Annotated in this window: 32 protein-coding genes; 21 read left to right on the top strand and 11 right to left on the bottom strand. The window is 64.1% G+C overall.

Annotated features, from left to right (window positions below; all coding sequences use genetic code 11):
- Nucleotides 1-48 precede the first annotated feature (48 nt).
- Nucleotides 49-522, top strand: a complete 474-nt coding sequence (locus tag CUR21_RS05615; protein WP_100196045.1) for a hypothetical protein — start codon at nt 49-51, stop codon at nt 520-522.
- A gap of 388 nt (nt 523-910) precedes the next feature.
- Nucleotides 911-1,075: a hypothetical protein gene (locus CUR21_RS18760; protein WP_165496651.1), complete on the top strand. Its 165-nt coding sequence runs from the start codon at nt 911-913 to the stop codon at nt 1,073-1,075.
- Between the two features lie 77 nt (nt 1,076-1,152).
- Here CUR21_RS18760 and CUR21_RS05610 read toward each other — a convergent pair whose 3' ends face one another.
- Nucleotides 1,153-1,923 (bottom strand): sulfurtransferase, encoded by a 771-nt coding sequence (locus tag CUR21_RS05610; RefSeq protein ID WP_100196117.1) that lies wholly within the window; start codon nt 1,921-1,923, stop codon nt 1,153-1,155.
- 244 nt (nt 1,924-2,167) lie between these two features.
- Between CUR21_RS05610 and CUR21_RS05605 the strand changes: the two genes are divergently transcribed.
- Nucleotides 2,168-3,001, top strand: coding sequence for a sulfurtransferase/chromate resistance protein (locus tag CUR21_RS05605; RefSeq protein ID WP_100196044.1), 834 nt, complete (start codon nt 2,168-2,170; stop codon nt 2,999-3,001).
- Complete coding sequence (gene chrA, locus CUR21_RS05600; protein WP_100196043.1) at nt 2,998-4,365, top strand: chromate efflux transporter; 1,368 nt, start codon at nt 2,998-3,000, stop codon at nt 4,363-4,365. The genes CUR21_RS05605 and chrA overlap by 4 nt, the downstream gene beginning before the upstream one ends.
- A 6-nt stretch (nt 4,366-4,371) precedes the next feature.
- Here the strand turns inward: chrA and CUR21_RS05595 are convergent, their stop codons facing one another.
- Nucleotides 4,372-5,679, bottom strand: coding sequence for an MFS transporter (locus CUR21_RS05595; RefSeq protein WP_100196042.1), 1,308 nt, complete (start codon nt 5,677-5,679; stop codon nt 4,372-4,374).
- Nucleotides 5,679-5,936: a metal-sensing transcriptional repressor gene (locus tag CUR21_RS05590; protein ID WP_100196041.1), complete on the bottom strand. Its 258-nt coding sequence runs from the start codon at nt 5,934-5,936 to the stop codon at nt 5,679-5,681. The genes CUR21_RS05595 and CUR21_RS05590 overlap by 1 nt, the downstream gene beginning before the upstream one ends.
- Before the next feature lie 65 nt (nt 5,937-6,001).
- Here CUR21_RS05590 and CUR21_RS18570 point away from each other — a divergent pair, with 65 nt between their 5' ends.
- From CUR21_RS18570 to CUR21_RS05580, 3 genes are read left to right on the top strand one after another with little or no spacing between them, the layout of a single operon-like run.
- Nucleotides 6,002-6,358 (top strand): hypothetical protein, encoded by a 357-nt coding sequence (locus CUR21_RS18570; protein WP_157791945.1) that lies wholly within the window; start codon nt 6,002-6,004, stop codon nt 6,356-6,358.
- A gap of 52 nt (nt 6,359-6,410) precedes the next feature.
- Nucleotides 6,411-7,136 carry a HupE/UreJ family protein gene (locus CUR21_RS05585; RefSeq protein WP_100196040.1) on the top strand — a complete coding sequence of 242 codons (726 nt, stop codon included), beginning with the start codon at nt 6,411-6,413 and terminating at the stop codon, nt 7,134-7,136.
- Between the two features lie 16 nt (nt 7,137-7,152).
- Entirely contained in the window at nt 7,153-8,013 is an 861-nt protein-coding gene (locus CUR21_RS05580) for a hypothetical protein (protein ID WP_100196039.1), read from the top strand.
- A gap of 132 nt (nt 8,014-8,145) precedes the next feature.
- On the opposite strand, the gene CUR21_RS05575 is transcribed toward CUR21_RS05580, so the two are convergent.
- Nucleotides 8,146-8,463: an H-NS family nucleoid-associated regulatory protein gene (locus CUR21_RS05575; protein ID WP_100196038.1), complete on the bottom strand. Its 318-nt coding sequence runs from the start codon at nt 8,461-8,463 to the stop codon at nt 8,146-8,148.
- 370 nt (nt 8,464-8,833) lie between these two features.
- On the opposite strand from CUR21_RS05575, the gene CUR21_RS18565 reads away from it, so the two are divergent.
- A complete protein-coding gene (locus tag CUR21_RS18565; protein WP_157791944.1) occupies nt 8,834-9,100 on the top strand; it encodes a hypothetical protein in 267 nt (88 codons plus the stop codon).
- Between the two features lie 34 nt (nt 9,101-9,134).
- Here CUR21_RS18565 and CUR21_RS05565 read toward each other — a convergent pair whose 3' ends face one another.
- On the bottom strand, nt 9,135-9,608 hold the full coding sequence (locus CUR21_RS05565; RefSeq protein ID WP_232622702.1) for a DUF411 domain-containing protein: 474 nt from the start codon (nt 9,606-9,608) through the stop codon (nt 9,135-9,137).
- A gap of 236 nt (nt 9,609-9,844) precedes the next feature.
- On the opposite strand from CUR21_RS05565, the gene CUR21_RS05560 reads away from it, so the two are divergent.
- The 5 genes from CUR21_RS05560 to CUR21_RS05535 all read left to right on the top strand — a co-directional run bounded on the left by CUR21_RS05560 (nt 9,845) and on the right by CUR21_RS05535 (nt 12,190).
- Nucleotides 9,845-10,042, top strand: coding sequence for a heavy-metal-associated domain-containing protein (locus CUR21_RS05560; RefSeq protein WP_100196036.1), 198 nt, complete (start codon nt 9,845-9,847; stop codon nt 10,040-10,042).
- A gap of 99 nt (nt 10,043-10,141) precedes the next feature.
- Nucleotides 10,142-10,519: a hypothetical protein gene (locus CUR21_RS05555; protein WP_157791943.1), complete on the top strand. Its 378-nt coding sequence runs from the start codon at nt 10,142-10,144 to the stop codon at nt 10,517-10,519.
- A gap of 36 nt (nt 10,520-10,555) precedes the next feature.
- A complete protein-coding gene (locus CUR21_RS05550) occupies nt 10,556-11,050 on the top strand; it encodes a DUF305 domain-containing protein (protein ID WP_100196034.1) in 495 nt (164 codons plus the stop codon).
- 117 nt (nt 11,051-11,167) lie between these two features.
- On the top strand, nt 11,168-11,566 hold the full coding sequence (cueR, locus tag CUR21_RS05545) for a Cu(I)-responsive transcriptional regulator (protein ID WP_072342258.1): 399 nt from the start codon (nt 11,168-11,170) through the stop codon (nt 11,564-11,566).
- Between the two features lie 159 nt (nt 11,567-11,725).
- Nucleotides 11,726-12,190 (top strand): cytochrome c, encoded by a 465-nt coding sequence (locus tag CUR21_RS05535; RefSeq protein WP_232622701.1) that lies wholly within the window; start codon nt 11,726-11,728, stop codon nt 12,188-12,190.
- Nucleotides 12,191-12,207: 17 nt separating this feature from the next.
- Here CUR21_RS05535 and CUR21_RS05530 read toward each other — a convergent pair whose 3' ends face one another.
- Complete coding sequence (locus CUR21_RS05530) at nt 12,208-12,819, bottom strand: trans-aconitate 2-methyltransferase (RefSeq protein ID WP_100196032.1); 612 nt, start codon at nt 12,817-12,819, stop codon at nt 12,208-12,210.
- 10 nt (nt 12,820-12,829) lie between these two features.
- A complete protein-coding gene (locus CUR21_RS05525; protein ID WP_100196114.1) occupies nt 12,830-15,148 on the bottom strand; it encodes a heavy metal translocating P-type ATPase in 2,319 nt (772 codons plus the stop codon).
- A 249-nt stretch (nt 15,149-15,397) separates the two neighbouring features.
- On the opposite strand from CUR21_RS05525, the gene CUR21_RS05520 reads away from it, so the two are divergent.
- The gene (locus tag CUR21_RS05520) at nt 15,398-16,099 is read left to right on the top strand and encodes a VIT family protein (protein ID WP_100196031.1); all 702 of its coding nucleotides are present in this window, start codon (nt 15,398-15,400) and stop codon (nt 16,097-16,099) included.
- Between the two features lie 479 nt (nt 16,100-16,578).
- Nucleotides 16,579-16,743, top strand: a complete 165-nt coding sequence (locus tag CUR21_RS18755) for a hypothetical protein (protein WP_167384016.1) — start codon at nt 16,579-16,581, stop codon at nt 16,741-16,743.
- A gap of 147 nt (nt 16,744-16,890) precedes the next feature.
- Here the strand turns inward: CUR21_RS18755 and CUR21_RS05515 are convergent, their stop codons facing one another.
- Together CUR21_RS05515 and CUR21_RS05510 are read right to left on the bottom strand one after the other, a co-directional pair.
- Nucleotides 16,891-17,985, bottom strand: a complete 1,095-nt coding sequence (locus tag CUR21_RS05515; protein WP_100196030.1) for a Fic family protein — start codon at nt 17,983-17,985, stop codon at nt 16,891-16,893.
- A gap of 119 nt (nt 17,986-18,104) precedes the next feature.
- Nucleotides 18,105-18,422, bottom strand: coding sequence for an H-NS family nucleoid-associated regulatory protein (locus CUR21_RS05510; protein WP_100196029.1), 318 nt, complete (start codon nt 18,420-18,422; stop codon nt 18,105-18,107).
- A 421-nt stretch (nt 18,423-18,843) separates the two neighbouring features.
- On the opposite strand from CUR21_RS05510, the gene CUR21_RS05505 reads away from it, so the two are divergent.
- Nucleotides 18,844-19,248: a single-stranded DNA-binding protein gene (locus CUR21_RS05505; protein WP_100196028.1), complete on the top strand. Its 405-nt coding sequence runs from the start codon at nt 18,844-18,846 to the stop codon at nt 19,246-19,248.
- 56 nt (nt 19,249-19,304) lie between these two features.
- Here CUR21_RS05505 and CUR21_RS05500 read toward each other — a convergent pair whose 3' ends face one another.
- Nucleotides 19,305-20,642 carry a serine hydrolase gene (locus tag CUR21_RS05500; RefSeq protein ID WP_232622700.1) on the bottom strand — a complete coding sequence of 446 codons (1,338 nt, stop codon included), beginning with the start codon at nt 20,640-20,642 and terminating at the stop codon, nt 19,305-19,307.
- Between the two features lie 30 nt (nt 20,643-20,672).
- The gene (locus tag CUR21_RS05495) at nt 20,673-21,674 is read right to left on the bottom strand and encodes a helix-turn-helix transcriptional regulator (RefSeq protein WP_100196027.1); all 1,002 of its coding nucleotides are present in this window, start codon (nt 21,672-21,674) and stop codon (nt 20,673-20,675) included.
- Between the two features lie 287 nt (nt 21,675-21,961).
- Between CUR21_RS05495 and CUR21_RS05490 the strand changes: the two genes are divergently transcribed.
- The 5 genes from CUR21_RS05490 (at nt 21,962) to CUR21_RS18560 (ending at nt 25,104) form a co-directional block, all read left to right on the top strand.
- Nucleotides 21,962-23,161: a DUF932 domain-containing protein gene (locus CUR21_RS05490; protein WP_100196026.1), complete on the top strand. Its 1,200-nt coding sequence runs from the start codon at nt 21,962-21,964 to the stop codon at nt 23,159-23,161.
- A gap of 126 nt (nt 23,162-23,287) precedes the next feature.
- Nucleotides 23,288-23,728 (top strand): RadC family protein, encoded by a 441-nt coding sequence (locus CUR21_RS05485; RefSeq protein ID WP_100196025.1) that lies wholly within the window; start codon nt 23,288-23,290, stop codon nt 23,726-23,728.
- Nucleotides 23,729-23,837: 109 nt separating this feature from the next.
- A complete protein-coding gene (locus CUR21_RS05480) occupies nt 23,838-24,356 on the top strand; it encodes a DNA repair protein RadC (RefSeq protein ID WP_100196024.1) in 519 nt (172 codons plus the stop codon).
- Between the two features lie 102 nt (nt 24,357-24,458).
- Nucleotides 24,459-24,950: a DUF6878 family protein gene (locus CUR21_RS05475; protein ID WP_100196023.1), complete on the top strand. Its 492-nt coding sequence runs from the start codon at nt 24,459-24,461 to the stop codon at nt 24,948-24,950.
- Nucleotides 24,951-24,960: 10 nt separating this feature from the next.
- Nucleotides 24,961-25,104, top strand: coding sequence for a hypothetical protein (locus CUR21_RS18560; protein WP_157791942.1), 144 nt, complete (start codon nt 24,961-24,963; stop codon nt 25,102-25,104).
- Nucleotides 25,105-25,124: the final 20 nt, after the last annotated feature.

Below are 25,124 nucleotides of genomic sequence, written 5' to 3'. Positions count from 1 at the left end.
CAATATCAATATGATGAATGCGAATACTCGCATTCGGTATGAGGAATCATGTCTGCAACAAACATCATCGACTCAGCACCTTTGGGGGCGCTGATCCGCTATACCGACGGCAGTCCCAAGCCGCCGGCACGTTTCACCAAGCGGCTGGCAGCTTGGGAGCGTTCGAACGGCGTCGGCCGCCTTGTGAAGAAGGAGCCTCCCCGGGTCTATCCGACCTGGACCGCTCCGGCCTCCTTCACCCTGCATGAAGGGAACTTCTCTACGGACGGGGTGATCCTCGTCACCATCATGCGCAGCCATTCGGCCGACAGCCGGTTGGTCTTCGAGGTGGCCGAGGAACCGAAGCCCGGGCAGGTCCGCGTGCTTCTGGACTTCGGCGGCAACACTGAATTGCTGCATCTGGCGGAGTCTGTCACCGCGGCCGAGCTCTGGATTGCGCGGGAGGGCTATCGCAACGCGCGGCTCGAAATCGTCGGTGCCGAGGAGGCCGATAGGGCAGGGGGCCCGGACCTGGCCGCCTGAGCCCTGACAATGCATGAGGGGCCTGCCGAAGGGCGGGCCTCTCACCGACCACACTCTCGTCCCGCGAAATCGCGGGGCACCAAAGGATCCATCCTCCAAGACGGAGGCCTCCAACCAAGAGCCTGCCCGGGAGGCTTGCGGCGTTGAAAGCATCAGCGGGACAACAGGCTCCAATCGTCAGGGCACCATCCCCCGCTCGCCATTCCCTTCCTTGCCCCGAATCCTGTCTTCGAGATCAACCCACAAGGGGTCGGACTACGGGCAAGCCCGTGCCGCCGGGTGGATTCGGACGAGCCGAACGCACCCGGTGATGTCAGCCAGTCTTCGGGTCTGCGGGCTCCTGTCGCGCGGGGGATGGTTCCCCGCCTCCAAGACAGGAGCCAAACAGATGTCCCGCAAAGATGCTCACGCCTTCGCCGCCTCCCTCGCCGCCACGCTTATGGTCTCGATCGTCGTCTTCGAGGCAGGGGATGGAACCTTTGGCGCCGTCCCCGCCGATGAAATCGACGGCGACGAGGTTGTGATCGTCTCGGAATACGATCCCTTCGGGTGAGGCTTCGGCCTCACTTCTCGAGGGCCTGGGAAGGGTAGCGGTGCGCCACATGGCCCACCGTGGCCCGATTGATTTCCCTAGCTTTGCAGATGGATTGGGCAGCTTTCGTCAGCGGCCCAATCGGCAAAGCTCAAGTAGTAGACGCTGACTCTCGAACGTCCGGAGACCATGGCCGCAAGGGCGGCGAGTGCGGCGCGACCCCCGCCGTTGCAGTGGCTGACGATGGGTTTACCGCCGTCGAGACCCGTTTCATCCAGCATCCGCGCAATAGTTGCCGCTGGCTTCAGGCGCGTTCCGTCCAGAAGGTCGGCATGGGAGAGGTTCCGTGCACCAGGCAGGTGTCCGCCACGGTTGTTCCCTTTCAGATCCTCCCCGCGATACTCGGCTTGCGTCCTCGCGTCGAATATCTGCACCCGATCCAGTTCGCCCTTCAGCGTATCCCGGTCACGCAATTCGACCGATCCCGAACCCGGAACCAGAACAAGCTGTCCAGTGTAGTCCGGAGCCTGCTGTGGAGACATATCGAGAGCATCCACACCACCGTTCAGCACAGCAGCGGGAAGACCGAAGTATTGCAGCATGAACCAGACGCGCGCCGCTTCGGTCATGCGGCCATCGTCTATGACGACTGTCAGAGCGTCAGGCCCCACACCGAGCCGGGTGAATGCCTCCAGCCAATATGCGTCGTCATCCAGACCTGACCGGCTCTTCAGGGCGTGGCGGACCCAATCGGCAATCGGAACGGTCCGCAATCCCTCGATCTTTTCGTCTGCTGCGGGTACGTAAAGCAGGCGGATCGGGCCGAGACCGGCCAGCTCACTCGGTTCAACCAACGGCCGCTGTTCCATTTGGCTGTGGTCCCCTTCAGTTCTTTCCCAAAAGTCGTCGCCATCATTTAGGCTTTGCGCCATTGGTTGCCAATCGGATCAGCTTCTTGCCCTGCGAACGGAGCTGGCAAGGCTCCGGTTCAAGTGATTGACAATCCGCCACCTTCCCGCGACAAAAAGGCATGGGGATCCGCGACCTCCCCACGAGGCGTCAGCTGAAGATCGCGTTCCATTCCCGACCGATTTCTTCCGAGGAGGAACGCATATGCCTGCGCCCGACGCCATGTCTTGTGAACAACTTGCCCGCCTCGTGGGCACACCGAAAGCCCCTACCATCCTCGACGTGCGGCGCGAAGCCGTACGGGCGGGCGATCCCCGCCTTTTGCCTGGCGCGCGCGCCTTGGCCGAGGTGGATCTGTCGCTCGAGGGGCTGGCACGGATTGCCGCCGGGTTCCAAGGCCCCGTGGTCGTGGTCTGCGCCGAGGGCCACCGTTTGAGCCAGGGCACTGCGGCCTGGCTGAGGCATGAGGGTGTGCATGCCGAGTATCTGATGGGTGGACAGGCCGCGTGGACGGCGGCAAATCTTCCGCTCATCGACCCCGGCAAGATCACTGCTCGTGATGCACAGGAGCGGTCAATCTGGGTCACCCGGTCTCGGCCCAAAATCGACCGCATCGCCTGTCCATGGCTCATTCGCCGCTTCATCGACCCGCACGCGGTGTTCCTGTTCGTGGCACCCGCCGAGGTGCAGGGCGTAGCCGAACGCTTCGGCGCCATGCCTTATGACATCGAGGGCGTCTTCTGGAGCCACCGGGACGACCTGTGCACCTTCGATGTGCTGCTGGCCGAGTTTGGCTTGTCGACCCCGGCGCTGGACCGGCTCGCACTGATCGTGCGGGGCGCAGACACGTCGCGTCCCGATCTTGCACCCGAATGTGCCGGTCTGCTGGCGGCTTCGCTGGGCCTATCGCGCATGTATTCCGACGACCTCGAACAACTGGAGGCCGGGATCGCACTTTACGACGCCTTCTATCGCTGGGCCCGGGACGCGACCGAAGAACAACACAACTGGCCGACCAACACGGGCAAACAGAAATGAACAACGAGACGACCTATCCCACCCTGTCCGAGGCAACGAAGGTTTGGGCGCGTATCGCCGCGCTGTCATTCGGCGGTCCGGCAGGTCAGATCGCGGTGATGCACCGTATCCTGGTCGAGGAAAAACGCTGGATCGGCGATGGGCGGTTCCTGCATGCGCTGAACTTTTGCATGCTGCTGCCGGGGCCGGAGGCGCAGCAGTTGGCAACCTACATCGGCTGGCTGATGCACGGCGTGCGCGGCGCGCTGGTGGCGGGGCTGTTGTTCATCCTTCCCGGGATCGTGGCGATCATGGCCCTGTCCTGGGTCTATGCGATCTGGGGCGACGTGGGCTTTGTCTCGGCGCTATTTTTCGGGCTGAAGGCGGCGGTGCTGGCCATCGTCCTGCAGGCCGTGGTGCGGGTGGGCAAGAGGGCGCTGAAGAACGTCGCGATGCAGGCCATCGCGGCGGCATCCTTCGTCGCAATCTTCGCCTTTGCCGCGCCCTTCCCACTGATCGTCGCTGCAGCGGCGCTGATCGGCTGGGCGGGTGCCAAAGCGGGACTTGCGGCGTTTCAGGGCGGCGGCGGACACGGATCGGTCGGCAAGACCCATGTGGATGATGCGACCACGCTTCTGGGCGAGGAACATGGCGACCTCACCGGCGCGGCCCGTGCGAGCGCCTTCCGCGCCGGGGCAGCCGCGTTGGTTCTGTGGGTTCTGCCCGTGATCGCGCTGGTCCTGCTGGCGCCCGGCAGTGTCTTCGCTGACATCGCAACCTTCTTCTCGAAACTCGCGGTTCTGACCTTCGGCGGCGCCTATGCGGTTCTCGCCTGGGTCGCGCAGGAGGCAGTGGGCACCTATGGCTGGCTGGAACCGGGTGAGATGCTGGACGGCCTTGGCATGGCGGAAACGACGCCAGGGCCGCTGATCATGGTTCTTCAATTCGTCGGATTCATGGGGGCGTTTCGTGAGGCGGGCTGGGCCGCGCCACTTTTGGCCGGAACACTCGGCGGGCTCCTTGCCACCTGGGTCACCTTCGCGCCCTGCTTCGCGTGGATCTTCCTCGGTGCACCGTTCATGGAGCGGCTGCGCCAAAACCGCGCGCTGTCGGCGGCCCTTTCGGCTGTAACAGCGGCGGTGGTCGGCGTGATCCTCAACCTTGCCATCTGGTTCGCGATCCACGTCGTTTGGCGCGAGGTGGCGCGTGTGGAGGCCGGCCCACTGTCTCTCGAACTGCCGGTCATCGCCTCGGTTGACTGGGCTGCGGCGATCCTGTCCGCCTTGGCACTGCTGGCGGTCTTCCGGTTGAAACTCGGGATGGCCACGGTGTTGGGTGGGGCCGCCGCGCTCGGTGTGGCGCTACATTTGGCGGGACTTGTCTAGGCGGGATCAGGCAGCCTTCGGCCAGCGGCGATGCAGGTCGTCGATCACTACGACGTGGGTGTGGTGCTCGCCATGCTCGACCAGATGCGGGTGCCCCGGTGGAAGGTCTGGGTGGTCATGCGGGAGGACTGACTCGTCGTTCGCGGGCCACAGGTGCCAAACGGCAGCAAGGCCCGCCGTTCCGATCATAGCCAGAGTAACTGCGGCCGTTGAGAGCCCGGCTCCCGCACCGATCCAGCCAGCAAGAGGATAGGTGACCAGCCAGCAGGCGTGAGAGAGGGCGAATTGCGCGGCAAATACCGCGCCCCGGTCGGCCTCGCGCGCGGATCGGTTGATGATCCGTCCGATGGGCGTTTGCGTCAGTGAAAAGCCGAAGCCGATCACGACCCAAAGCGCGATCAGCGCGGGAAGGCTGCCCACCAGGGGCACCAGCGCGACGCCTGCGACCATTAGGGCAGCGCCACCGATCATCACGGAGCGGTCTTCCAGACGGTTCAGGATGCGCGGCAGAAGGAAGGCCGCCAGCATCGACCCCGCGCCAAAGCCTGCAAAGGCGAGCGCCACGGCTTCCTCGCCCAGTCCAAGCCGGGCCTGCGCCAGAACGACCGTGTTGACGTAAACCATGGCTCCAGCTGCCGCAACGGCGGCCTCCATCACCATCAGCCCGCGCAAGCGGGGGGTGCGGATGTAGATGCGGATGCCCTTGGTCACGTCGGCCCAGAAGTGGCCGGGTTCTGCCTTCGCCCGCGCGGGCAGGCGCGCTGTCACGACCAGAAGGGCCGAGGCGATAAAGCCCGCGACCGTGCCCAGAAACAGCACCGGGAAGCTGACGACCGTCAGCAGGGCCGCTGCCAGCATGGGCGAGGCGAGCTGTTCCAGATCTTCGGCAAGCCGGAGGAGGGACAGGGCATGGGTGTAGTCATCCGCGTCCTTCAGCACGTCTGGGATGACCGCCTGGAAGGCTGGGGTGAACCCGGCAGAAGCGGCCTGCAGGAAGAAGATCAGGACATAGACCTGCCAGACCTGATCCACGAAGGGCAGGAAGGCGATCACGGCTGCGCGGACCAGGTCCAGTGCAACCAGAAACGCACGGCGCGGCAGGCGTTCGGCGACAGCTGCTGCAACTGGAGCCAAGGTGACATAGGCCACCATCTTGATCGCCAGCGCCGTGCCAAGAACCGCACCCGCGTTGTCGCCCGCCAACTGCCAGGCAAGCAGCCCAAGCGCCACCGTGGCCAGCCCCGTCCCGACCAGCGCCACGATTTGCGCGGCAAAGAGGTGGCGGAATGTGGGGTTGCGCAGGGTGCTAAGCATCAGAGCAGCTTTGTCAGGGCCTTGATCTCGGCCAGATCATGCGCGCCCCCGCCCGTCAGGCAGTGGTCGATGTGATCGTGGATCAGCGCCCGCTTCGCCTCGGCCACGGCGCGTTCGACGGCATGCAGTTGGGTCGCCAGATCGACGCAGGGCCGTCCCTCCTCGATCATGCCGATGACGCGGCGCAAATGCCCCTCGGCGCGCTTCAGCCGAGTGGCGATGGCAGGGTGGCTTGCGTGGGTGTGATCTTCCGGCATATACCGATGCTATCCCCCCAGGGGGGATGAGGCAAGAAGCGAAGCGGGGTCAACCCGGCAGAAAAATGATGCGTGCAGCGGAACCAGCATGGCGGGGGGTAAGGGCGCTTTGGGCGGTCCTATGCCTTGCTCTGTCGCTGGCCAGTGCCCCCACCGTTGAAGCCGTCAAGCATGGTCCGGGGGCGATGGCGGCAGAGGCCGACCACCGCGCTTATCACGCTGAGCATGGCCATGCACATGACATCGCTGGTGCGGATCATCACGATTCAAGCGACCACGACCATGTCGGCGCCGCGCTGCTCGCACCGCCCGAGGCGGAAGTTCCTCCGCCACCCGAGCGGACGCTGCGCCCGGACTCCCTTGTCGCCTCCGGCACCATCCGTGATGGCCCGCGACGGCCGCCCCGACTGACGTTGATCTGAGCCGCCGCCCGGCATCCAGGGCGGTCAGATCTCTCACGTCAGGAAACATCACATGATTCAGTTTTTTCGGGCGCACTGGCGCCCCCCGATGCCATGGCAGGCGCTGATCGCCCTCGCCACGCTGTTCACCGCCCTGCTGCTTGCAGGCGCGGCCCTTGCCCACAACGTCACCGAAGGCGACGCAGGGTACGTGCAAGAGGTGACGGGCTTTCGCCCCATCGCCTTCATCTACCTCGGCGCCAAGCACATGGTGACGGGCTATGACCACCTGCTGTTCCTCGCCGGGGTGATCTTCTTTCTCTACCGGGCGAAGGACATCGCCACCTACGTCAGCATCTTCGCCATCGGCCATTCGGTCACGATGATCGCCGGTGTCTGGTGGTCCATCTCGATCAACGCCTACATCATCGATGCGATCATCGCCTTTTCGGTGGTCTACAAGGCGCTCGACAACCTCGGTGCCTTCCGCCTGTGGTTCGGGGTGCAGCCGAACACCAAGGCCGCGACGCTGATCTTCGGCCTGCTGCACGGCTTTGGTCTGGCGACCAAGATTCAGGATTACGACATCTCGGCCGACGGCCTTCTGGGCAACCTCATCGCCTTCAACCTGGGGGTCGAGCTTGGCCAGTTGATGGCGCTCGCCCTGATCCTGACGGCGATGACCCACTGGCGGGCGCGGCCTGCCTTCGCGCGGCAGGCCTATGCCGCGAATGTCCTGATGATGGTGGCTGGCTTTGCCCTGATGGGCCTGCAGATCACCGGCTATTTCGTCGCCTGAAAGGAGGGCGAGACCCATGACCAACCGTTTCGATATCTCGAAAGCCCCCTTGCGGGCCGAACCCCGCCACCCTGCGGCGGCCGCACCTGTCCAGTCGGTTCCGGCCACGCCGGGCGGGCTGATCCGGTCCACCCTGTTGGCCGCCGGCGCGGCAGGGGCGATCCTTGTCCTGTTCTGGCTGCCCGCCGAATACGGGATCGACCCGACCGGGGTTGGTGCCCTGACCGGGCTGACCGAGATGGGCGAGATCAAGCAGCAGCTTGCTGCGGAAGCCGCGGCTGATGCACAGGCAGCCGCAGCGGCGCCTCTCGCCGCCGTTGAAGCCACGCCTGCCACGGCCGCCCCCGCGCCTGAAATCCTCGCGCGGCTTGACCGGATCGACGCCCAGCTTGCGGCCATCTCTGCCGTGATCGGCACCCCGCCGGGCCTGACCGAGGCCGCGGAAGCGGCCCCGGTCGCGGCAGAGCCAGCGCCCGACGCGGCGGCAACACCTGCGCCCGACCCGGTCGACGCCGCTGTCGCCGAGGCCGCCGCTCTGGAACCGACCGCCGAACCCGCCACCCCCGAATGGCGCGACGAGGTCAGCTACACCCTGAACCCTGGCGAGGGGATCGAGGTGAAGCTCTCCATGGAGGAAGGCCAGACCGCCCGGTTCTTCTGGACGGCGAACGGCAGCGTGGTGAACTTTGATCTTCACGGCGACGGCAGCGGCCAGAAAATCAGCTATGAGCAAGGTCGCGCCATTCCCGATGCCGCAGGCGACCTCACTGCCGCCTTCACTGGCAACCACGGCTGGTTCTGGCGCAACCGCACCGAGGCGCCGGTCACCGTGACACTGCGCACGGGTGGGGATTACGCAGAGATCAAGGCTCCGTGATCACTTCGGCTGGGGCAGACCAAATCTGTCTGCCCCAGCCGTACCCGATGTTTCTAGATCGCACTCATTTGCCGGATGTGGACTCGCTAGCGTGGCTGAAAAACTGCCCTGCGCAGTTTCCACGTCCCCTGACTAGATTTCCATTTGGCTAGTGGTCTTCCCAGATGCCAGCGCGTTTGCGAACCACTGCGGTTTCAGGCCAGGGCCAGACCAGGTGATGCCTGCGTTCTCAGGGTGGCGATACCTCGCCACGGCTGGCGCACGGGTGGCTTTCACCTCAACACCGATCAGTTCGGCGAGGGAGTAGCCCATCTCCTTGGCGATTGCTTCCAGCTTGGTGCGGGCTTCGGCCTTGTGACGGTCCTCATAGGTGGAAATCGCCTTGGCGAGGTCCTTCTGCAATTGCCGCAGTTCCTTGAGCGACATCGCCTCGAGATTGAAATCAGCCATTTGGCCCTCGTGTCCTGAATGATGCGTCCGGGATAGCCGTCATGTCGCAACATCGCAAATCCCACGGAGGTCACCGCGATAGGGTAGGGGGGTGAGGTCGGTTTGAGTCGCAGGGTCGGTGTTTTCGTAAATGCTTTAACCCCGTTGCCGTGGCCAGGAAGGCCAAGTTCTGTGAGAGCCTCAGGTCGCCCCCATCTCCGGTGCCATCCCTTCGACTGACAATCCCCTAAGCCTGTTCGGCCTCTGGCGCGCAACCCCGCGTCAGTCCGGGCCGGGTTTGCCTCCAGCCAAGCCGCCTATGATGAGGCGTTAGCGGGCGTGTTCCAAACGCTCGGCCAGCTGGAGAATCGCCTGACCGGCGAATACCTTTTTGGCTCTCCCTTTTCCGAGGCCGACAACCTTAATCACCCTAATCCGCTTCGACGCCGCCTACCATGGCCTCTTCAAGACTAACCTGCGCCGCATCGCCGACTACCCGCGCCTTTCCGCCTACATGCAACGCGTCTTGCGCCTGCCCGGCGTGCAGGAAACCGTCAACCTCGACCACATCAATGCCGGATACTACTCGATGACGGCGCTCAATCCCACCGGCATCGTCCCTGTCGGACCGGAGCTGCCGGCAGCCTTGGCCGGATGATGCGGACGCGGTCATCAACTGGCCCGCGCTGAAGTCACGCTGCGGCGTAGCTGGCATAGACTTCTGTTGATCCGTCTCGCCGGATGAGGAACACCTCATAGGCTTCACGTTCGCCTGCCGGCCCCATGCCCGGCGACCCGTAGGGCATGCCGGGCACGGCAATTCCGATGGCGTCCGGACGCTCGTCCAGCAGACGGCGGATATCGGCAGGCGGAACATGTCCTTCGATCATGTATCCCGCAATCTTGGCGGTGTGGCACGAACCCATGGCCGGCGGGATACCGTTGTCGAGTTTGTACTGCGCGAGCGCCGCTCCTTCGCTCTCCTCGACCGTTACTTCGAAGCCATCGGCCTGCAGGATGTCGACCCAGGCCGAGCAACATCCGCAGTTGGGATCCCTGAGGACGTGAAGACCAGGTCTGGACTCGGCCGTGGCCGGCACCGCTGCCGTTACTGAAACAGCGCAGGCGCCAAGCACGAAACCGCGGCGAGATATCATCAATCGCATTGTAGGCCCTCCTGTTCGCAATAGCGCACCCGCGCCAAGTCGCGTGGTTTTCAGGTCATCCGTACCACGCCCTGATTCTTGCTGATTTAGTCGGGAAATCCATCCAGTCGCAACGCAATCGACTTCCATACACGGAAGCTTGAGCCGAAGTGCGCGGATCAAAGCAAGGCCACCCTTGACCTTCCATCAACTGGAAGCCCCATCTTCAAAGCAAACCAGATGCTCGGGAGACTCTCATGCAATTCCAAGTCGACGACATGGCGTGTGGCGGTTGCGCCAGAAGCGTCACCAAGGCGATCCATTCAGTCGATCCGCAGGCGAAGGTCGATATCGATCTCGACTTGAAGCGCGTCACCGTGGTGTCGGGCGCCGATCAGTCCGCCGTGGCGGCCGTGCTTGAGGACGCGGGGTTTCCGCCGCGCCGCGCGGCGTGATGTCCTGCCGACTGTCGGTGACGATGCCAGGAGGAACGTGCTGATGGCGAGCGGGTTGTATTTTCTGGCACAGCGGTTTCCCTTGATGGACCAGTACTGATGAAAAAGACGGCGTGGATCTGGAGAATGGGATTGGCAGCGTTGCTCACGCTGGCCTTCGTCCTTGTCTGGCCGCCCGTCGGCACTGAGAGCGCGTCTGCCGAAGACCACGTGGTGCAGGCAGAAATGCATCGCAACCATGCGCGCATGGAACAGGATGATCAGGTCGGCCATCTCAACGTCAAGTCGAACGCAGACTGTGGCGCTGCGGCAATGGCCTGTTGCATGATGGCGCACTTCCGTCCGGGCATTTCGGTCGGACCGCAAGACCTGTCCGTGATTGTCTGCGGAGACGGGGCGACTTCTGCATCAGCAGTCCATGACACGGGCAGCGATCCGGGGATGGTGCTGCCGCCGCCCCGACGTATGGCTGTCTGATCGCCAATGAAATTCACACAATCAGGAAAACTCACGATGAACATCGCAAAGACGATCTTCGCCGCGGCTGTCGCCGCAACTGCCTTCTCGGCGCCCGCTTTGGCGCAGGACGCGGAGTTCAAGCTGCCCGAACAGTGCACGACAGCCGCTGCCTCGGGTGGCATTGACCATTCGGCCATGGGTCATGGCGGCATGCACGGTAATCATGGCGGCGCCATGGGCTCGGCCATGATGGACATGATGGGCATGGGAGGTGTGGACCTCGCGGCCCAGCCGGAACACGTTCAGGAGAACATGCGCAGGATGATGATCACCATGCCGGCCATGCACGACGGCATGATGATGGAGGATGCCGACGTGGCTTTCGCCTGTGGAATGATCGCCCACCATCAGGGCGCCATCGACATGGCGGAGGTGCTGCTCGCACATGGGGACGATCCGCAGATGCGCGCGCTCGCCGAAGAGATCATCGCAGCGCAGGGCCCCGAGATCGAGCGGATGACCGCCTGGCTGGCCGAGAACGCCAACTGAGACCCGGATGGCCGCGCGGTTCAGCCGCGCGGCCACGTCCGTTTGTCGCTTCGAAATTTCTTGAGCTTCCAGTAACTAGAACCCCTATACTGGAACGGCAAGGTCAGGAGATGCTCCATGAACATCGGGACTGCCGCTAGGCAATCGGGCCTGCCGCCCAAGACGATCCGCTACTACGAGGAGATCGGTCTGCTGACCGCCGACCGGGCTGCCAACGGGTACCGCGACTATTCCAACGAGGACGTCCACCGGCTGCGCTTCGTCCAGCGGTCCCGCAGCCTCGGCTTCTCGGTCGAGGAATGTCGCCAGCTGCTCTCCCTCTATACCGACCGGGACCGCGCCAGCGCGGATGTGAAGGCGATCGCCACCGAGAAGCTTGGCGAGATCGACCGCAAGATCGCGGAACTGACCGGGTTGCGGGAGATGCTCGGGCATCTTGTCGAGAATTGTCACGGCGACGCCCGCCCGGATTGCCCGATCATCGACGGGCTCTCGGGAAGGTCGCGCGACCACTAGGAGTCAGGAGATCGGAACGATGATGGGCGACGGCATGATGTGGGGAATGGGGCTGTGGGGCGTGGTGGTCGCCGTTCTAGTGGTGCTCGTCGTTGCCGCACTGGTCAAATACGTCTTCTTTCGCTGATGGCTGGGTCGTGGCGCCGACAGGGGCACCGAATGCCGGTCAAACCGCTCTTGCCCGGTCGGCATCTGTTGCCTGCATTCTCCCTGATGATCGGGCTCATGCCGGTTCCGGCTGCGGCGTTCCTCCACGCTTCCGAGACGGACACCGACTCCGGCCGCGCGCTTTACGTCGAGCACTGCGCAGCCTGCCACGGCGTGGATCTGGAGGGACAGCCCGACTGGCGCAGCCCTGACGCCAACGGCCTTTATCCGGCGCCGCCCCATGACGAGACGGGCCACACCTGGCATCACGATGACGCCATGCTCATCGACTACATTGCCCGTGGCGGGCAGGCTGTCCTGGACGACATGGGTGTGACCTTCACGTCGAGCATGCCGGGCTTCGAGTCCGTGCTTGCGGAAAGCGAGATCGAAGCCATTCTCGACTACATCAAGTCGACCTGGCCCGAACACATTCGCGACGCGCAGGCGCAGCGGTCCAACGCGGCTGCAGATTGACGTTTTCCCGACCCCCGTCAGACCTTCCGAAAAAGCCCGAAATGGAACCGCTGCACGCTGCCCCAGGGTGTACGATGTTCGTGGTTCAGCGATCGGACAAGCCGATATCCGCTACCCAGCCGTTCCGAAAGCAGGGCCGCGTCATAGCGCGCGACCGGCAGGCCGCTGCATTGCGTCGGGCCGTCGGGCGCGAAGGTTCCGATGATGGCGTGGCCGCCGGGGAGCAGGGCGCGATCCATGACCCGCAGATAGGCGTCCTGGTCGGCGGCCCCGGTCAGGAAGTGGAACGCGGCCCGATCATGCCAGACGTCGAAGCGGCCGGTAGGCTGCCAGTGCAGGATGTTCGCCACCACCCATTCGACCGGCGCATCCTGAGGCAGTCGCGAGCGGGCTTTCGCAAGAGCGGTGTCTGAGAGGTCGAGCACAGTTATCCCGCGGAACCCCTGTTCCAGCAGGCAGTCCACCAGCCGAGAGGATCCCGCGCCGACATCGACGATGGCCGCGTCCTTGCCCACGCCCGTCGCGGCGATGAGATCGAGCGAGACCTGCGGGCGGTCCTCGAACCAGCTCGTCTCGCCCTCCTTCTTGCTCTGGTAGACGTCTTCCCAGCGGTTCGGTTCCTCGGCCATCGTCAGTCCCTCACAAGTCGATCTGCCTGAGCCGAAGCGCGTTGGTGATCACCGACACCGACGACAGGCTCATCGCTGCGGCGGCGATCATCGGCGACAGCAGCATCCCGGTGAGCGGGTAGAGCAGCCCCGCTGCGACCGGCACCCCGAGCGTGTTGTAGGCGAAGGCAAAGAACAGGTTCTGCTTGATGTTGCGCAGGGTGGCGCGGGCGAGCTTGCGGGCCCGGACGATGCCCATGAGGTCGCCACCCAGCAGGGTAATCCCGGCGCTTTCCATCGCCACATCCGCGCCGGTGCCCATGGCGATGCCGACATCGGCGGCGGCCAGCGCGGGCGCGTCGTTCACCCCGTCGCCCGCCATGGCGATCTTGTGGCCATCGCGGCGCAACTGCTCAATCAGGTCCTTCTTGCCCTCGGGCAGGATGCCCGCGCGCACCTCGTCGATGCCGAGCTTGCCCGCCACCGCCTGCGCCGTGCGCTCGTTGTCGCCCGTCGCCATGAGCACCCGCAGCCCCTGGGCATGAAGTTCCCTGATGGCCTGGGCGGTGGAGTCCTTGATCGGGTCGGCTACCGCCACAATCCCGGCAAGCGCGCCATCGACCGCGACGAACATCGCCGTCTTCCCCTCGGCGCGTAGCGTGTCCGCCTTCACCTCGGCCGCACCCGGGTCCAGCCCCATCTCCAGCATCATCGCGGCATTGCCGAGCGCCACCGCGCGTCCGCCGACCTGGCCGCGCACGCCTTTGCCGGTGACGGCCTCGAAGTCGGTCGCCTCCTGACGCGGCGCACCCTGCGCCTCGGCGCCCTCGACGATCGCCTCGGCCAGCGGGTGTTCCGAACCGCGCTCAAGCGCTGCGGCCAGCGACAACAGGTCCGCTTCCGGCAGGTTCCATATCGCGATGGTGTCCGTCAGCTTCGGCTTGCCCATGGTCAGGGTGCCGGTCTTGTCCACGATCAGCGTATCGACGCCCGCCATGCGTTCCAGCGCCTCGGCGTCCTTGATCAGCACGCCGGCCTGTGCCCCGCGTCCCGCCGCCGTGGTGATCGAGATCGGTGTGGCCAGCCCCAGCGCGCAGGGACAGGCGATGATGAGGACCGACACCGCCGAGGCGATGGCGAAGACCAGCGCGGGCTCGGGGCCCACGGTCAGCCAGACGACGAAGGCCGCGATGGCGATGACCACCACGGTCGGCACGAACACCGCCGACACGCGGTCGGCGAGCCCCTGGATCGGCGCGCGCGACCGGCGCGCGTTCGCCACCATCGCCACGATCTGTGCGAGCACAGTGTCGGACCCGACCTTGCCCGCCTCGATCACGAGAGAGCCGTTCTTGTTGATCGTGGCCCCGGTCACCGCATCACCCGGGCCTTTCTCGACCGGCATCGACTCGCCGGTCAGCATGCTCTCGTCCAGTGCCGATCGCCCCTCTATTACCGTCCCGTCGACCGCGACCGCATCGCCGGGGCGGACGCGCAGCCTGTCGCCTGCCATGATGTTTTCCAGCGGCGCGTCGTATTCGGTACCGTCCGGCAAGATGCGCCGCGCGGTCTTGGGCGCGAGGTCCAGAAGGGCGCGGATCGCGTCGCCGGTTCGTTCTCGCGCGCGCAGCTCCAGCACCTGGCCCACGAAGACCAGCGCCACGATCACCACTGCCGCCTCGTAGTAGGTGCCGACCCCGTGGCCCATCCGGTAGGCGTCCGGGAACACGCCGGGCAGGAAGGTCGCGACCAGCGAATAGAGATACGCCGCGCCCACCCCGAGGCTGATCAGCGTCCACATGTTGGGCGACCTGTTCACAACCGACTCCCAGCCGCGCCGGAAGAACGGCAGCGCCGCCCAGAGGATGATCGGCGTCGCCAGCACGAACTCGAGATAGCTGGCCGTCTGGTGGCCGACCCAGTCACGCACCGGCAGCGCCACCAGCTCGCCCATCGTCAGAATGATGAGCGGCACCGCCGCGGCGGCCGAGATCCACATCCGCCGCGTGAAGTCTGTCAGTTCCTCGCTCGGCTCGTCCGAGGGGACCATCGGCTCCAGCGCCATGCCGCAGATCGGGCAGGCTCCCGGCGCATCTCGGACGATCTCCGGATGCATCGGGCAGGTGTACTGGACGTTATCCGGGGCGGCCTTCTTGCGGCCAGCGGCGCGGCCCGAGGCGTAGAACCACGGATCGGCTTTGAACTTCGTCTGGCACTTGCCCGAGCAGAAATGGAAGTCCTTGCCGCCGAAGTTCTCGGTCCGAATGTCCGGCTTCAGGGTCACCGTCATGCCGCAGACGGGGTCGATGTCCGTCGGGCCGGTTGCAGGCGCATCGTGTTGCGTCGGCATTTCGTCGTCGGTGCGGACGTGGCTTGCGTGGGGATCGACGGTGGACATGACGTTCTCCTTTCGCGGACCGTGCCGCGCGAAGGCCAAGGCATGGCCTTCGATGCCAATGTGGACCTTCCCGTGACTGGAAGGTCAAGGCCAGATGAGACCTGACCCCGAGCATTGCGCGACGAAGCTGATGGGCTATCGTCTGATGGTCCCGCTATCGTAACGCATACGCACGATTGCGGCTTGGAAAGGTTTTCTCTGATGAGTCGTCTGTCGCATTCAGAAATCCACATGGTGCATCGCATCGGCTGGTTGCGGGCTGCCGTTCTCGGGGCGAATGACGGCCTCGTCTCAACTGCGAGCCTGGTCGTAGGGGTCGCCGCGGCCGGATCTGGTCGTCCCGAAATCCTGATCGCCGGACTTGCCGGCCTCGTCGCCGGAGCGATGTCGATGGCTGCCGGCGAATACGTCTCTGTCAGTTCGCAGACCGATGCGGAACAGGCCGACATCGCCCGCGAGACGCGCGAGCTGAAAAATACGCCCAAGGCCGAGCTCGTCGAGCTCACACGTATCTATGTCGGGCGCGGGCTCGACGAAGGTCTCGCACGGCAGATCGCGCTTCAGCTGACCGAGAAGGACGCGCTTGGCGCCCATTCGCGTGACGAGTTGGGCATCTCGGAAACTGTGACTGCGCATCCGATCCAGGCCGCCCTCGTTTCGGCGGCAACCTTCGCCGTCGGCGCGGTCGTTCCCCTTATCATCTCGGCCCTCGTGCCTGCCGCTCAGATAACTCTCATCGTCGCGGTCACTACTTTGATCGCGCTGTCGGTGCTGGGCGGGCTCGGTGCCTCAGCCGGCGGTGCGGGGATCGTCAAGGGAGCCGTCCGCGTCACCTTCTGGGGCGGGCTCGCCATGGCAGCGACAGCAGCAGTCGGTATGCTCTTCGGCGTGACGGTCGGGTAGAGGATGTCGTGAGAAGAACTGTCGGCCTTGATGATGCGCTCTTGCACCGCATCCGGTTCCTAATGCCAGGGGCGCAGACATGGCCGCCTGAGCCCTGAGAATGCGTGAGGGGCCTGCCGAAGGGCGGGCCTCTCACCGACCACACTCTCGTCCCGCGAAATCGCGGGGCACCAAAGGATCCATCCTCCAAGACGGAGGCCTCCAACCAAGAGCCTGCCCGGGAGGCTTGCGGCGTTGAAAGCATCAGCGGGACAACCGGCTCCAGTCGTCAGGGCACCATCCCCCGCTCGCCATTCCCTTCCTTGCCCCGAATCCTGTCTTCGAGATCAACCCGCAAGGGGTCGGACTACGGGCGAGCCCGTGCCGCCGGGTGGATTCGGGCGAGCCGAACGCACCCGATGATGTCAGCCAGTCTTCGGGCCTGCGGGGTCCTGTCGCGCGGGGGATGGTCCCCCGCCTCCAAGACAGGAGCCAAACAGATGTCCCGCAAAGATGCACACGCCTTCGCCGCCTCCCTCGCCGCCACGCTCATGGTCTCGATCGTCGTCTTCCAGGCAGGGGATGGAACCTTCGGCGCCGTCCCCGCTGATGAAATCGACGGCGACGAGGTTCAAGTGATCGCTGAGGTCGACCCGTGGGCATAAGGCCCACGGTTTGTCCCGAGAGCTCGGCATCGGGGCAGGGTCCCCGATCCGGTCCGTTCGGCTTTCAGACCTCTCGGTGGCCCGGAAATCTGAACCGACGCGGAGGTCGGCACGACTGCCCAAGGAGCCGAACGCCCGGTGTCGAGTTTACGGTCCGCCCGAAACGTCGAGGAAGAGTTTCACCAGGGCGACGTTGATGAAGTAGTTGTGCTTTCCAGAGCGATGCTTTTCGACAAAGCCCTGCTCAGCCAAAGTATCGAGATACTTCGCGGCCGTCTGCCGACTGACATCCAGATCGTTCTGCAGATATTCGATCCGGGTGTAGGGATGGCGAAACAAGTTGTTCAGAAGTTCCTGGCTGTAAATCTTCGGCAAGTCTTCACGTAGCCGATGCTTCACGTCCGCCATTTGCTGTCGGATGCCGGTGACGATCTCGACTGTTGTGGCAGAAGTCTCTGCAACGGCCTCCAGCATGTAGATGACCCAGGGTTCCCAATCGCCCGTGTCGCGCACCGCCTGAAGGTGCCTGTAGTAGTCCGCTTTGTTACGGGTGATGAACCGCGACAGGTAGAGCACCGGGATGTCGAGCAACCCCGTTCTGGTCAGATAAAGTACGTTGAGGATGCGCCCGATACGTCCGTTGCCATCCGGAAACGGGTGGATGCTTTCGAACTGATGATGGATCAAAGCCATCTTGATGAGCGGATCGAGCTCGCTGAGTTCATCGTCGTTGATGAACCGTTCGAGCGCCGTCATGTGGCGGACAATTTCGTGCGCATCCTGGGGGGGGACGAAGACGATCTCCCCTGTTTGCTCGTTCTTGAGGGCAGTACCCGGTGTCACTCGAAATCCATCGCTGCGGCCCTTCAGCAAGCGGAACATGTCGATGAGCGCCGAATTTGGGATCAGGCCGCCGGTTTCGCCCAAGCGTGCGTATCCGAGCCGCAGAGCGTCGCGATACAGCGCTACTTCTTTGGCCGCCGGGGACTGCGGATCGTCAGGGAAAACATCCGCCTGAAACAGTTCATCCTGCGTTGTGACGATGTTTTCGACTTCCGACGAAGCCTTGGCTTCCTGAAGCGCTAAGGTATCGATCAGGATGCCTTGGTTCGGAATGGTCTTGGCCTGACCCTTCAGATCTGCAAGCGCGCGGCTGGCGCGAGCGAGCGCCTTCAGGACCGGAACGGTTTCGATCTCGGCCGGGGGTGGCAGGGCGGGAATGGCATAGGTCGGCTTTAACATGTGCTCCGCGTCGTGTTAAGAAATCGTCGTTTTTCTAACATGATCGAACAGTCGTGTCAGCAAAAACCGGTTTCCTTAACTTGGGCCATGCTTCGCCCGGGCGGGGTCACCCAACTCCGTCAGACCGCCAGAGCGCTCGGGTCCTTGCCGGCGTTGATGTGGTCTGCGAACCACTGCGGTTTCCGGCCTCGGCCAGACCAGGTGATGCCTGCGTTCTCAGGGTGCAGGTATTTCGCCACGGCTGGCGCACGCATAGCTTTGACCTCGACGCCGATCAGTTCGGCTAGAGAGTAGCCCATCTCCTTGGCTATGGCCTCTAGCTTAGCGCGGGCTTCGGCTTTGTGCCGGTCTTCATAGGTGGAAATCGCCTTGGCGAGGTCCTTCTGCAACTGCCGCAGTTCCTTGAGCGACATCGCCTCGAAATTGAAATCAGCCATTGGGTCCTCGTGTCCGAATGATGCATCCGGGATAGCCGACAGGTCGCAACATCGCAACTCGCACGGAGGTCACCGCGATAGGGCAGGGGGATGAGGTTAGCTTGAGCCGCATGGTCAATTCTTTCGCAAGGGCTTGAACCCCTTTGCCTTGGCCAGGAAGGCCGAGTTCTGCAAGAGCCCCACGTCGCTCCTGTCCCCGGCGCCATCCCTTCGACTGACAATCCCCTAAGCCTGTTCGGCCTCTGGCGCGCAACCCCGCGTCAGTCCGGGCCGAGTTGCCCTTTCAGGGCTGCCCGCTCCACCCCGGCCCTCTGGAGGTTTCCGGTCGCCGTTCCGTCTCCCGTGCACGCCTCAGCCGACTGGCTTTTTCCGGGTCTTGTCGAAGGGACGGTCCCAGGGACAGAAAACACAGGAGCTTACCATGCAGAACATCGTCATCCTCGCCGGCAACATCGGTCAAAAGCCCGAAGTGCGCGCGACCCAAAGCGGCACGAAGATCACCAACTTCACCCTGGCCACCTCGCGACCGCGCCTCTCGGAAGGTCGCGTGATGCGCGACGAGAACGGCTACCGGGTCATGGACACCGAATGGCACCGCATCACCTGCTTCAACGGTCTCGGCAAGACTGTCGCAGAGCACTGCGAAAAGGGCATGAAGGTCCTCGTCCACGGCCGCATTCACTACACCAAGTGGACCGACGCGACCGGCACCGACCGCTACGGCTGCGAGATCATCGCCGAGAAGGTCGACTTTCTGAGCCGCCCGAAATCGGCCGAGTTTGAGTCCCCCGAGCTGGTCGACCGCGACGACGAGATCCCGTTCTGAAAAGAACGGGGTCTCCCCCTCGGGGCCCGGCGGGGAAACCCGCCGGGTTCACTTCATTAAGCTGCGGCCTTGATCGCGTTGCGGTAGACGGCCGTTTCGAAGTCCACATAACCCCCGACTGACGCCGGATCGGCAAATGGCAGGATCTGCGTGGCCCAGAAGCCGCCTATGCCATTCTTTCGGTCGATCCAGTAGTAGAGATTGGCCAGCCCCGCCCACGCCAGCGCGCCTGCGGGGCGGCCGGTCGGGGCGTCTTCTTCGTTCACCATGAAGGTCAGCGCCCAGGATTTTGGCATGCCGGGGAAGAACTCGGCATAGTTCGACAGGCTGGGGATGACGCTGGGCAAGCCCTTGATCTTCAACTCGCCAAGGCCGTTCTTTTCAGCCATCGCAACGGTTTCAGGTTTCAGGACGCGGCCGTTTGGGCCGTTGCCGTCGTTCAGCCACATGCGGATGAACTTGGCGTAGTCGAGCGCCGTCGAATACAAGCCGTGCCCGCCCATGTCGATCTCGGGCGGCTGCGGCAGGGTCCAGTCCACCAGCGGCGACAGCACCCCTGCGGCATCGCGCTGGTGCATGGTTGCCATACGCGCCCGCATGTCGGGGCGCATCGCAAAGGCGCTGTCGGTCATGCCCAGCCTGTCGAACACGCGGTCCTGCATGGCGACACCCAGACGTTGGCCGAGGATGCCTTCGACGACCTGTCCCGCCCAGTCGATGTTCGATCCATATTCCCAGTCTTCGCCGGGATCGAACAGGATGGGCGTGGTGATCGCCGCGCGCGATGCCGTCACGACCGACGGCTGCCCGTGGTCGGTGGCCAACCGATTGTAGGTTTCGTTGAAGAAGTCATAGGCAAACCCGGCCGTGTGCAACAGCAACATGCGCGTGGTGATTTCGCGCTTGGGCGGGCGGAAGGTCGGATTGCCCGACGCGTCGAACCCGGTGATGACCTGGCATTTGGCGATTTCGGGGGCATAGGTGCTGGCCGGCGCGTCAAGGTCCAGCTTGCCCTCTTCGACCAGTTGCAGGCACACGGTGCCGGTGATGGCCTTGGTGGTGGAAAAGATGGCGCAGACCGAGTCAGTCGTCATGTCAACCGATCCGTCGAGTTGCCGTTTCCCGGCGGCGCCTTCATAGATGTTGCCCTTTGCGTCTGTCGCAACGGCAACCACGCCGGGAACGCCGGGTGTGCCGGAAACCGCCCGCGCCAGAACCGCGTCAGCGGCTGATTTCAGCGATGTGTTCATGTTCATCCTCCCAAATGACCACTCCGCCATCATCTTCGCCGCCACGCTTTGGTCGGCTGCCGAGATGGCCGAGTGCGTTTGCCCGTCCTCCTCGACGGGATGCACCAGAATTAGGAAGGGAACGGCAGCCCGTCTGTCTGCCATCGGAAAGCCCTGTCTGCCATCGGCAGATATTCAGCGACGCAGGGTATCGGAAGGACGTTCCCCGAACCGCGCCTTGTAGGCTTTGGCGAATTCACCAAGCGAAATGTAGCCCCAGCGATACGCAACCATCGAGACGGTTTTCCCTGCCTCGGACGAAATCAGGTCGCGCCGCACGCCTTGCAGCCGCTGTTCGCGCAGAAAGTCTGACGGTGCATAGTTGCGAAACTTGCGAAAGGCCGCCGTCAGGCTGCGGATTGACGTGCCGGCCGCCGCGGCGACCTCGCCCATGGTTGGCAGGCTGGCCGCGTGATCGGTCATGTATTGCTCGGCCAAACGCACAGTCTTTGGTGCGAGGGTCTGGGCCGGATCGTCCAGACCAAGCCCGGCCCTTGCGGCCCATTCGTTCAGCAGATGGATGCAGATCGTCTGTTCCAGATGCCGCCCGGCCCGGTCATGCGCCAGGCGGTCCGGCGCTTCGGCAAGGCAGGCCACGACATAGTGCATCAATGCCAGCCAACTGGAATTCTCGCCGCCGATCCGGCACTTGTGCTGCCAGAGTGCATCGCCGGGTACAAAGCCGAACCAGTCCTTGCAGACCTGTTCCAGCACCCGGTGGGGGATGGTCAGGTTCAGTTGCAGGTGGTCGGGATCGAAATCAACGTTGTAGTCGGTGCGGCTGCAATCCACCACGAACGACCCGCCGATCGGTGTTTCCACCGCGTTGTCGGTATCTACCCAGTGCCGCGCGGTGCCCCCGATCGTCGTAAGCACCACGGCGTTTCCGGCATCCTGCGACCAGTCGCGGATGTTGACCGGGATGCCATAGGCAAAGCGCGTGACGGTGATCCGGCCGATCATCGCTGAGTGCATTGTGGAAAGCGGCCGGTCGAATTTGCCCGTCGGTGAAACGTCATAAGGCATGTAGACCTTGCTCGACCAATCCTTGATCTCATCCCAGTCATCGGAAAGCACCTTGTGATCCTGGTGGATCGGGTTTCCCTTGGCGTCCAGCAGCAAAGCGTTCCTGAGCATACTGCTCCCCATTCTACCTAAGACCCAAACCGCCCACTCAACTTCATTTTTCGTCCAATTGGCTTCGAAAGTCTATGATTACGCACCGCCGATGGGCAGTTGCGACGAAAGCATCTAGTGGCACACAGTGTGAAGGTTGGCGCCGGACAGCAAGCGCAGGAGTTTTCCATTTTGGCCATGAAACAAACGTTTGCGTCCTGCGTCTGAGAGTCCGAGTTTGGCCGGTTTACCGGTGACGGGTTGAGGCTGGGAGAGTGGCTCCCGGCGCCCGTCGCGGGAGATAGCCGATGGGCGTTGTGGAAGTTCTGGATCCGGTCGCACCGACGCGGGCTGGTGGCTGGAAAGTGGATGTAAGCCGGGGTGAGCGGAACGGGCGGGTGTCGTCCGAATGGTTCAACCGGCCCGATGACGAGCGGTATCTGTCGCTAGACGATCTTTGGGCCAGTGTGAAAGGTCGCTCCGAGCGCAGCCGCAGCCGGGTCGTGCAGACGGCGGACATCCGCGTGGAGGCCGCGCGCGATAACCCCGAGCGGTTGCATCTTATGCTGCCGAAAGCGCATGAACCGGTCGCGCCCACGCACTGGGCCTTCGGCCAGCTTGCCAGCATCGTCGGTGCCCCGGCGTCCTACCTGCGGCAGTTGCCCGCGCCGCTGGCAGGGATCAACCTGCAATACGGCTTGACCAATCACCGGGCTGAGCAGGTGAAGACCTTCGAGACGGAAGACGGCCGCACCGAACTGCGCGCGGTGACTGGCCCGGACTATGGCCGCATCCATGATCACGAGTTGGTCGAAGCGGTACAGCGCATCGCGGGCAATGGCACCGGCGACACGCGCTGGAAGGTGCCGGGGGTGCTTGACTGGTCGACTGGGGTCTACAACCCCGATGTCGAAATCAGCCGCGACACGACCACGCTCTATGCCTCGGACCGCGACGTCTTCCTGTTCTTGGTCGATGATCGCAACCCGATCGAGGCGGGGCGGCTGCCCGACGGCTCCCCCGATCTCTATTTCCGGGGCTTCTATTGCTGGAACTCCGAGGTGGGCGCCAAGACGCTCGGCATGGCGAGCTTTTACCTGCGGGCGGTGTGCCAGAACCGGAACCTCTGGGGCGTCGAGGATTTTCAGGAGATCAAGATCCGCCACTCGAAATACGCCGCCTCGCGCTTCGCCCATGAAGCGGCTCCCGCGCTGACGCGCTTCGCCAATTCCTCGCCGCAGGGCTTCGTGAACGGGATCAAGGCGGCGCGGCAGCAGATCGTGGCACGGACGGACGAGGACCGGGATGACTTCCTGCGCAAGCGCGGCTTCTCGAAGGCCGAGTCCGGCAAGATCATCGAGAAGGTGCTGATGGAGGAAGGCCGCCCGCCCGAGAGCATCTTCGACTTCGTGCAGGGCATCACGCGGCTTGCGCGCGACAAGACCCAGCAGGATGCCCGCCTCGATATGGAAGGGCGCGCCAAGAAGCTCCTCGACCGCGTCGGCTGACGCTTGGTCCGACATCGCGACCGCCCTCGCGCGCGGCGGTCGCGCTTTCTCCTTCCACATGCACGCCACTGGCCCCGCCCCGAGAGGGCGGGGGGCTTCGGCCTGCGCAATTCAGCGAGAACCTTCATGACCCCCCAGGAAGAAACCGTCATCCTCGAGGCACGCGACATCCTCGGCCGCTACCTCAGTCAGAACCCGGTGATCGGCAGCTGGCAGGCGCTGATGGACTATTGTGCGCTCACCGTTCGCGGCCCAATCGAGCGGTTCCACGTCCTCTATCTCGACCGCAAGAACCGCATCATTTCTGATGAGCTTCTCTCGACCGGCACGGTTGACCATGTCCCAGTCTATCCGCGCGAGGTGATCAAGCGGGCGCTGATGCTGAACGCCAGCGCCCTGATCCTGATCCACAACCACCCGTCGGGTGATCCGACGCCGTCCGAGGCTGATCTCAGCATGACCAAGGAGATCCAGAAGGGGTGCAAGTATCTCGGCCTGACGTTGCATGACCACATCATCGTCGGCGGCGGGACCGAGCTGAGCTTGCGGGCCCTCGGCAAGCTCTGATCGTGGCACCAGACTTGCTACCGTCGCCCCTTCGAGGAAGAGGGCGGCGGTTTGGTCTTTGACGGATGAGGCGGGGAGAGAGGCTTCCCGCGCCGTCGGAGATCTCCCCATGTTCGACCTGCCATTGCCTATCCACTCGACCACTTACGCGCGGGTCGTCCCACCGCATTTTTCCTCGGACGACGCTGACCACAATCACCCCTTCGCCCTGACCCTGTCGCGCCGCGCACCGGCCGATCTGATGTCGGGCCGGGCCGCTCCGCTCGTCCTCGCCCATTTCGCGACCTTGGCCGTGGCCATGCAGGGCGCGATCGACCATGCCGAAGGGATTGCCCCGGATGCTGCGCCCCAGCTTCTGGCGATCCTCGACCGCGACGAGCGCCTTGTGCTGGCCGGGGCCGCTAGCGATGGCGCCGTTGCGTGGAGCCACCCGGTGATTAGCGCGGCCGAGGCGCGGGGCGTGGTGACTGAGGCAAGCCAGCTGCGCGCGCTGGCCTGCCGCACGGCGGCCTGGTGTGAGCCCTATCTGGCGGAACGGCTGCGCCACCGCGCCGACCTTCTTGACGGGCGTCTCGTCGACCCGCTCTGGCGCGCCTTCGCCGCCCGGGCGCTGCAGGTCGCTGCGTGAGGCCCGAGAGACAGAGGAGGGCAGGGGGGATTTGGAGCTTGCCCCGGGGGAGAGAGATCGCCCGGCCCGGCTTCGATCCCTTCCTCTTACCGGAGACATCCGATGATCCCGACTGAACCCACCCTCGCGCCCCCGATGGCGCCCTCAACCGTCGACATGGGCCAGATCTTCGCGGCGCATGCCGAACGCGCTGCCCGGATTGACGCGCTGCGTCCCGGCAACAAGGATCGCCTCTTCGATGGCCTCACGGCCGCCAGCATCACCCATGTCACCGTGACCTTTGACGGTGCCGGTGACAGCGGCCAGATCGAAAGCATCGGCGCATGGTCCGGCGAGACCGCGGTCGAGTTCCCGAAGACCGAGATCGAATACGCGGCGCTCACCTGGGACGACCCCGAGGTCGAAATGCGCAGCCTGTCGCTTGAGGATGTCGTCGAGCAGCTTGCCTACGATTTCCTCTCCGATACCCACTGCGGCTGGGAAAACAACGACGGTGCCTGGGGCGAGTTCTGCTTCGATGCCGCGGCCCGCTGTATCCATCTCGAGTTCAACGAGCGCTTCACCTCGTCTGAACTCTTCACCCATGACTTCTGAGGGGGTGGCCATGGCACATCCGTATCACCACGCCTTGTCCTCGGTGAAGAAATGGGGCGGCACGGTCGACGATTTCATGGCGGTGCATGCCTGGTTAGATGTTATCTGGACAGGCAAGCGCTTTCTTTACGCTGAGGGTAGCGATAGTCCATAGGAGGGGCCCCGCCGTCCGCA

The sequence above is a fragment of the Pseudorhodobacter sp. MZDSW-24AT genome, from assembly GCF_002794355.1.
Lineage (GTDB): Bacteria > Pseudomonadota > Alphaproteobacteria > Rhodobacterales > Rhodobacteraceae > Pseudotabrizicola.
The sequence above is the reverse complement of the archived record's forward strand: the minus strand, read 5'-3'. Positions and strand labels throughout refer to the sequence as shown.

Bases quoted from the DNA above. Each gene is read 5' to 3' on its own strand.
- CUR21_RS05515 (WP_100196030.1), bottom strand. From the start codon at position 17,985: ATGTTAAAGCCGACCTATGCCATTCCCGCCCTGCCACCCCCGGCCGAG.
- CUR21_RS05525 (WP_100196114.1), bottom strand. From the start codon at position 15,148: ATGCCGACGCAACACGATGCGCCTGCAACCGGCCCGACGGACATCGAC.
- cueR (WP_072342258.1), top strand. From the start codon at position 11,168: ATGAACATCGGGACTGCCGCTAGGCAATCGGGCCTGCCGCCCAAGACG.
- CUR21_RS05550 (WP_100196034.1), top strand. From the start codon at position 10,556: ATGAACATCGCAAAGACGATCTTCGCCGCGGCTGTCGCCGCAACTGCC.
- CUR21_RS05595 (WP_100196042.1), bottom strand. From the start codon at position 5,679: ATGCTTAGCACCCTGCGCAACCCCACATTCCGCCACCTCTTTGCCGCG.
- CUR21_RS05495 (WP_100196027.1), bottom strand. From the start codon at position 21,674: ATGCTCAGGAACGCTTTGCTGCTGGACGCCAAGGGAAACCCGATCCAC.
- CUR21_RS05585 (WP_100196040.1), top strand. From the start codon at position 6,411: ATGATTCAGTTTTTTCGGGCGCACTGGCGCCCCCCGATGCCATGGCAG.
- CUR21_RS05535 (WP_232622701.1), top strand. From the start codon at position 11,726: ATGCCGGTCAAACCGCTCTTGCCCGGTCGGCATCTGTTGCCTGCATTC.
- CUR21_RS05605 (WP_100196044.1), top strand. From the start codon at position 2,168: ATGCCTGCGCCCGACGCCATGTCTTGTGAACAACTTGCCCGCCTCGTG.
- CUR21_RS05530 (WP_100196032.1), bottom strand. From the start codon at position 12,819: ATGGCCGAGGAACCGAACCGCTGGGAAGACGTCTACCAGAGCAAGAAG.
- CUR21_RS05610 (WP_100196117.1), bottom strand. From the start codon at position 1,923: ATGGAACAGCGGCCGTTGGTTGAACCGAGTGAGCTGGCCGGTCTCGGC.
- CUR21_RS05590 (WP_100196041.1), bottom strand. From the start codon at position 5,936: ATGCCGGAAGATCACACCCACGCAAGCCACCCTGCCATCGCCACTCGG.
- CUR21_RS05580 (WP_100196039.1), top strand. From the start codon at position 7,153: ATGACCAACCGTTTCGATATCTCGAAAGCCCCCTTGCGGGCCGAACCC.
- CUR21_RS18755 (WP_167384016.1), top strand. From the start codon at position 16,579: ATGTCCCGCAAAGATGCACACGCCTTCGCCGCCTCCCTCGCCGCCACG.
- CUR21_RS05615 (WP_100196045.1), top strand. From the start codon at position 49: ATGTCTGCAACAAACATCATCGACTCAGCACCTTTGGGGGCGCTGATC.
- CUR21_RS05490 (WP_100196026.1), top strand. From the start codon at position 21,962: ATGGGCGTTGTGGAAGTTCTGGATCCGGTCGCACCGACGCGGGCTGGT.
- CUR21_RS05565 (WP_232622702.1), bottom strand. From the start codon at position 9,608: ATGCGATTGATGATATCTCGCCGCGGTTTCGTGCTTGGCGCCTGCGCT.
- CUR21_RS05485 (WP_100196025.1), top strand. From the start codon at position 23,288: ATGACCCCCCAGGAAGAAACCGTCATCCTCGAGGCACGCGACATCCTC.
- CUR21_RS05510 (WP_100196029.1), bottom strand. From the start codon at position 18,422: ATGGCTGATTTCAATTTCGAGGCGATGTCGCTCAAGGAACTGCGGCAG.
- CUR21_RS18760 (WP_165496651.1), top strand. From the start codon at position 911: ATGTCCCGCAAAGATGCTCACGCCTTCGCCGCCTCCCTCGCCGCCACG.
- CUR21_RS05560 (WP_100196036.1), top strand. From the start codon at position 9,845: ATGCAATTCCAAGTCGACGACATGGCGTGTGGCGGTTGCGCCAGAAGC.
- CUR21_RS05480 (WP_100196024.1), top strand. From the start codon at position 23,838: ATGTTCGACCTGCCATTGCCTATCCACTCGACCACTTACGCGCGGGTC.
- CUR21_RS05575 (WP_100196038.1), bottom strand. From the start codon at position 8,463: ATGGCTGATTTCAATCTCGAGGCGATGTCGCTCAAGGAACTGCGGCAA.
- CUR21_RS05475 (WP_100196023.1), top strand. From the start codon at position 24,459: ATGATCCCGACTGAACCCACCCTCGCGCCCCCGATGGCGCCCTCAACC.
- CUR21_RS18560 (WP_157791942.1), top strand. From the start codon at position 24,961: ATGGCACATCCGTATCACCACGCCTTGTCCTCGGTGAAGAAATGGGGC.
- CUR21_RS05555 (WP_157791943.1), top strand. From the start codon at position 10,142: ATGAAAAAGACGGCGTGGATCTGGAGAATGGGATTGGCAGCGTTGCTC.
- CUR21_RS05505 (WP_100196028.1), top strand. From the start codon at position 18,844: ATGCAGAACATCGTCATCCTCGCCGGCAACATCGGTCAAAAGCCCGAA.
- CUR21_RS05520 (WP_100196031.1), top strand. From the start codon at position 15,398: ATGAGTCGTCTGTCGCATTCAGAAATCCACATGGTGCATCGCATCGGC.
- CUR21_RS18570 (WP_157791945.1), top strand. From the start codon at position 6,002: ATGATGCGTGCAGCGGAACCAGCATGGCGGGGGGTAAGGGCGCTTTGG.
- chrA (WP_100196043.1), top strand. From the start codon at position 2,998: ATGAACAACGAGACGACCTATCCCACCCTGTCCGAGGCAACGAAGGTT.
- CUR21_RS05500 (WP_232622700.1), bottom strand. From the start codon at position 20,642: ATGGCAGACAGACGGGCTGCCGTTCCCTTCCTAATTCTGGTGCATCCC.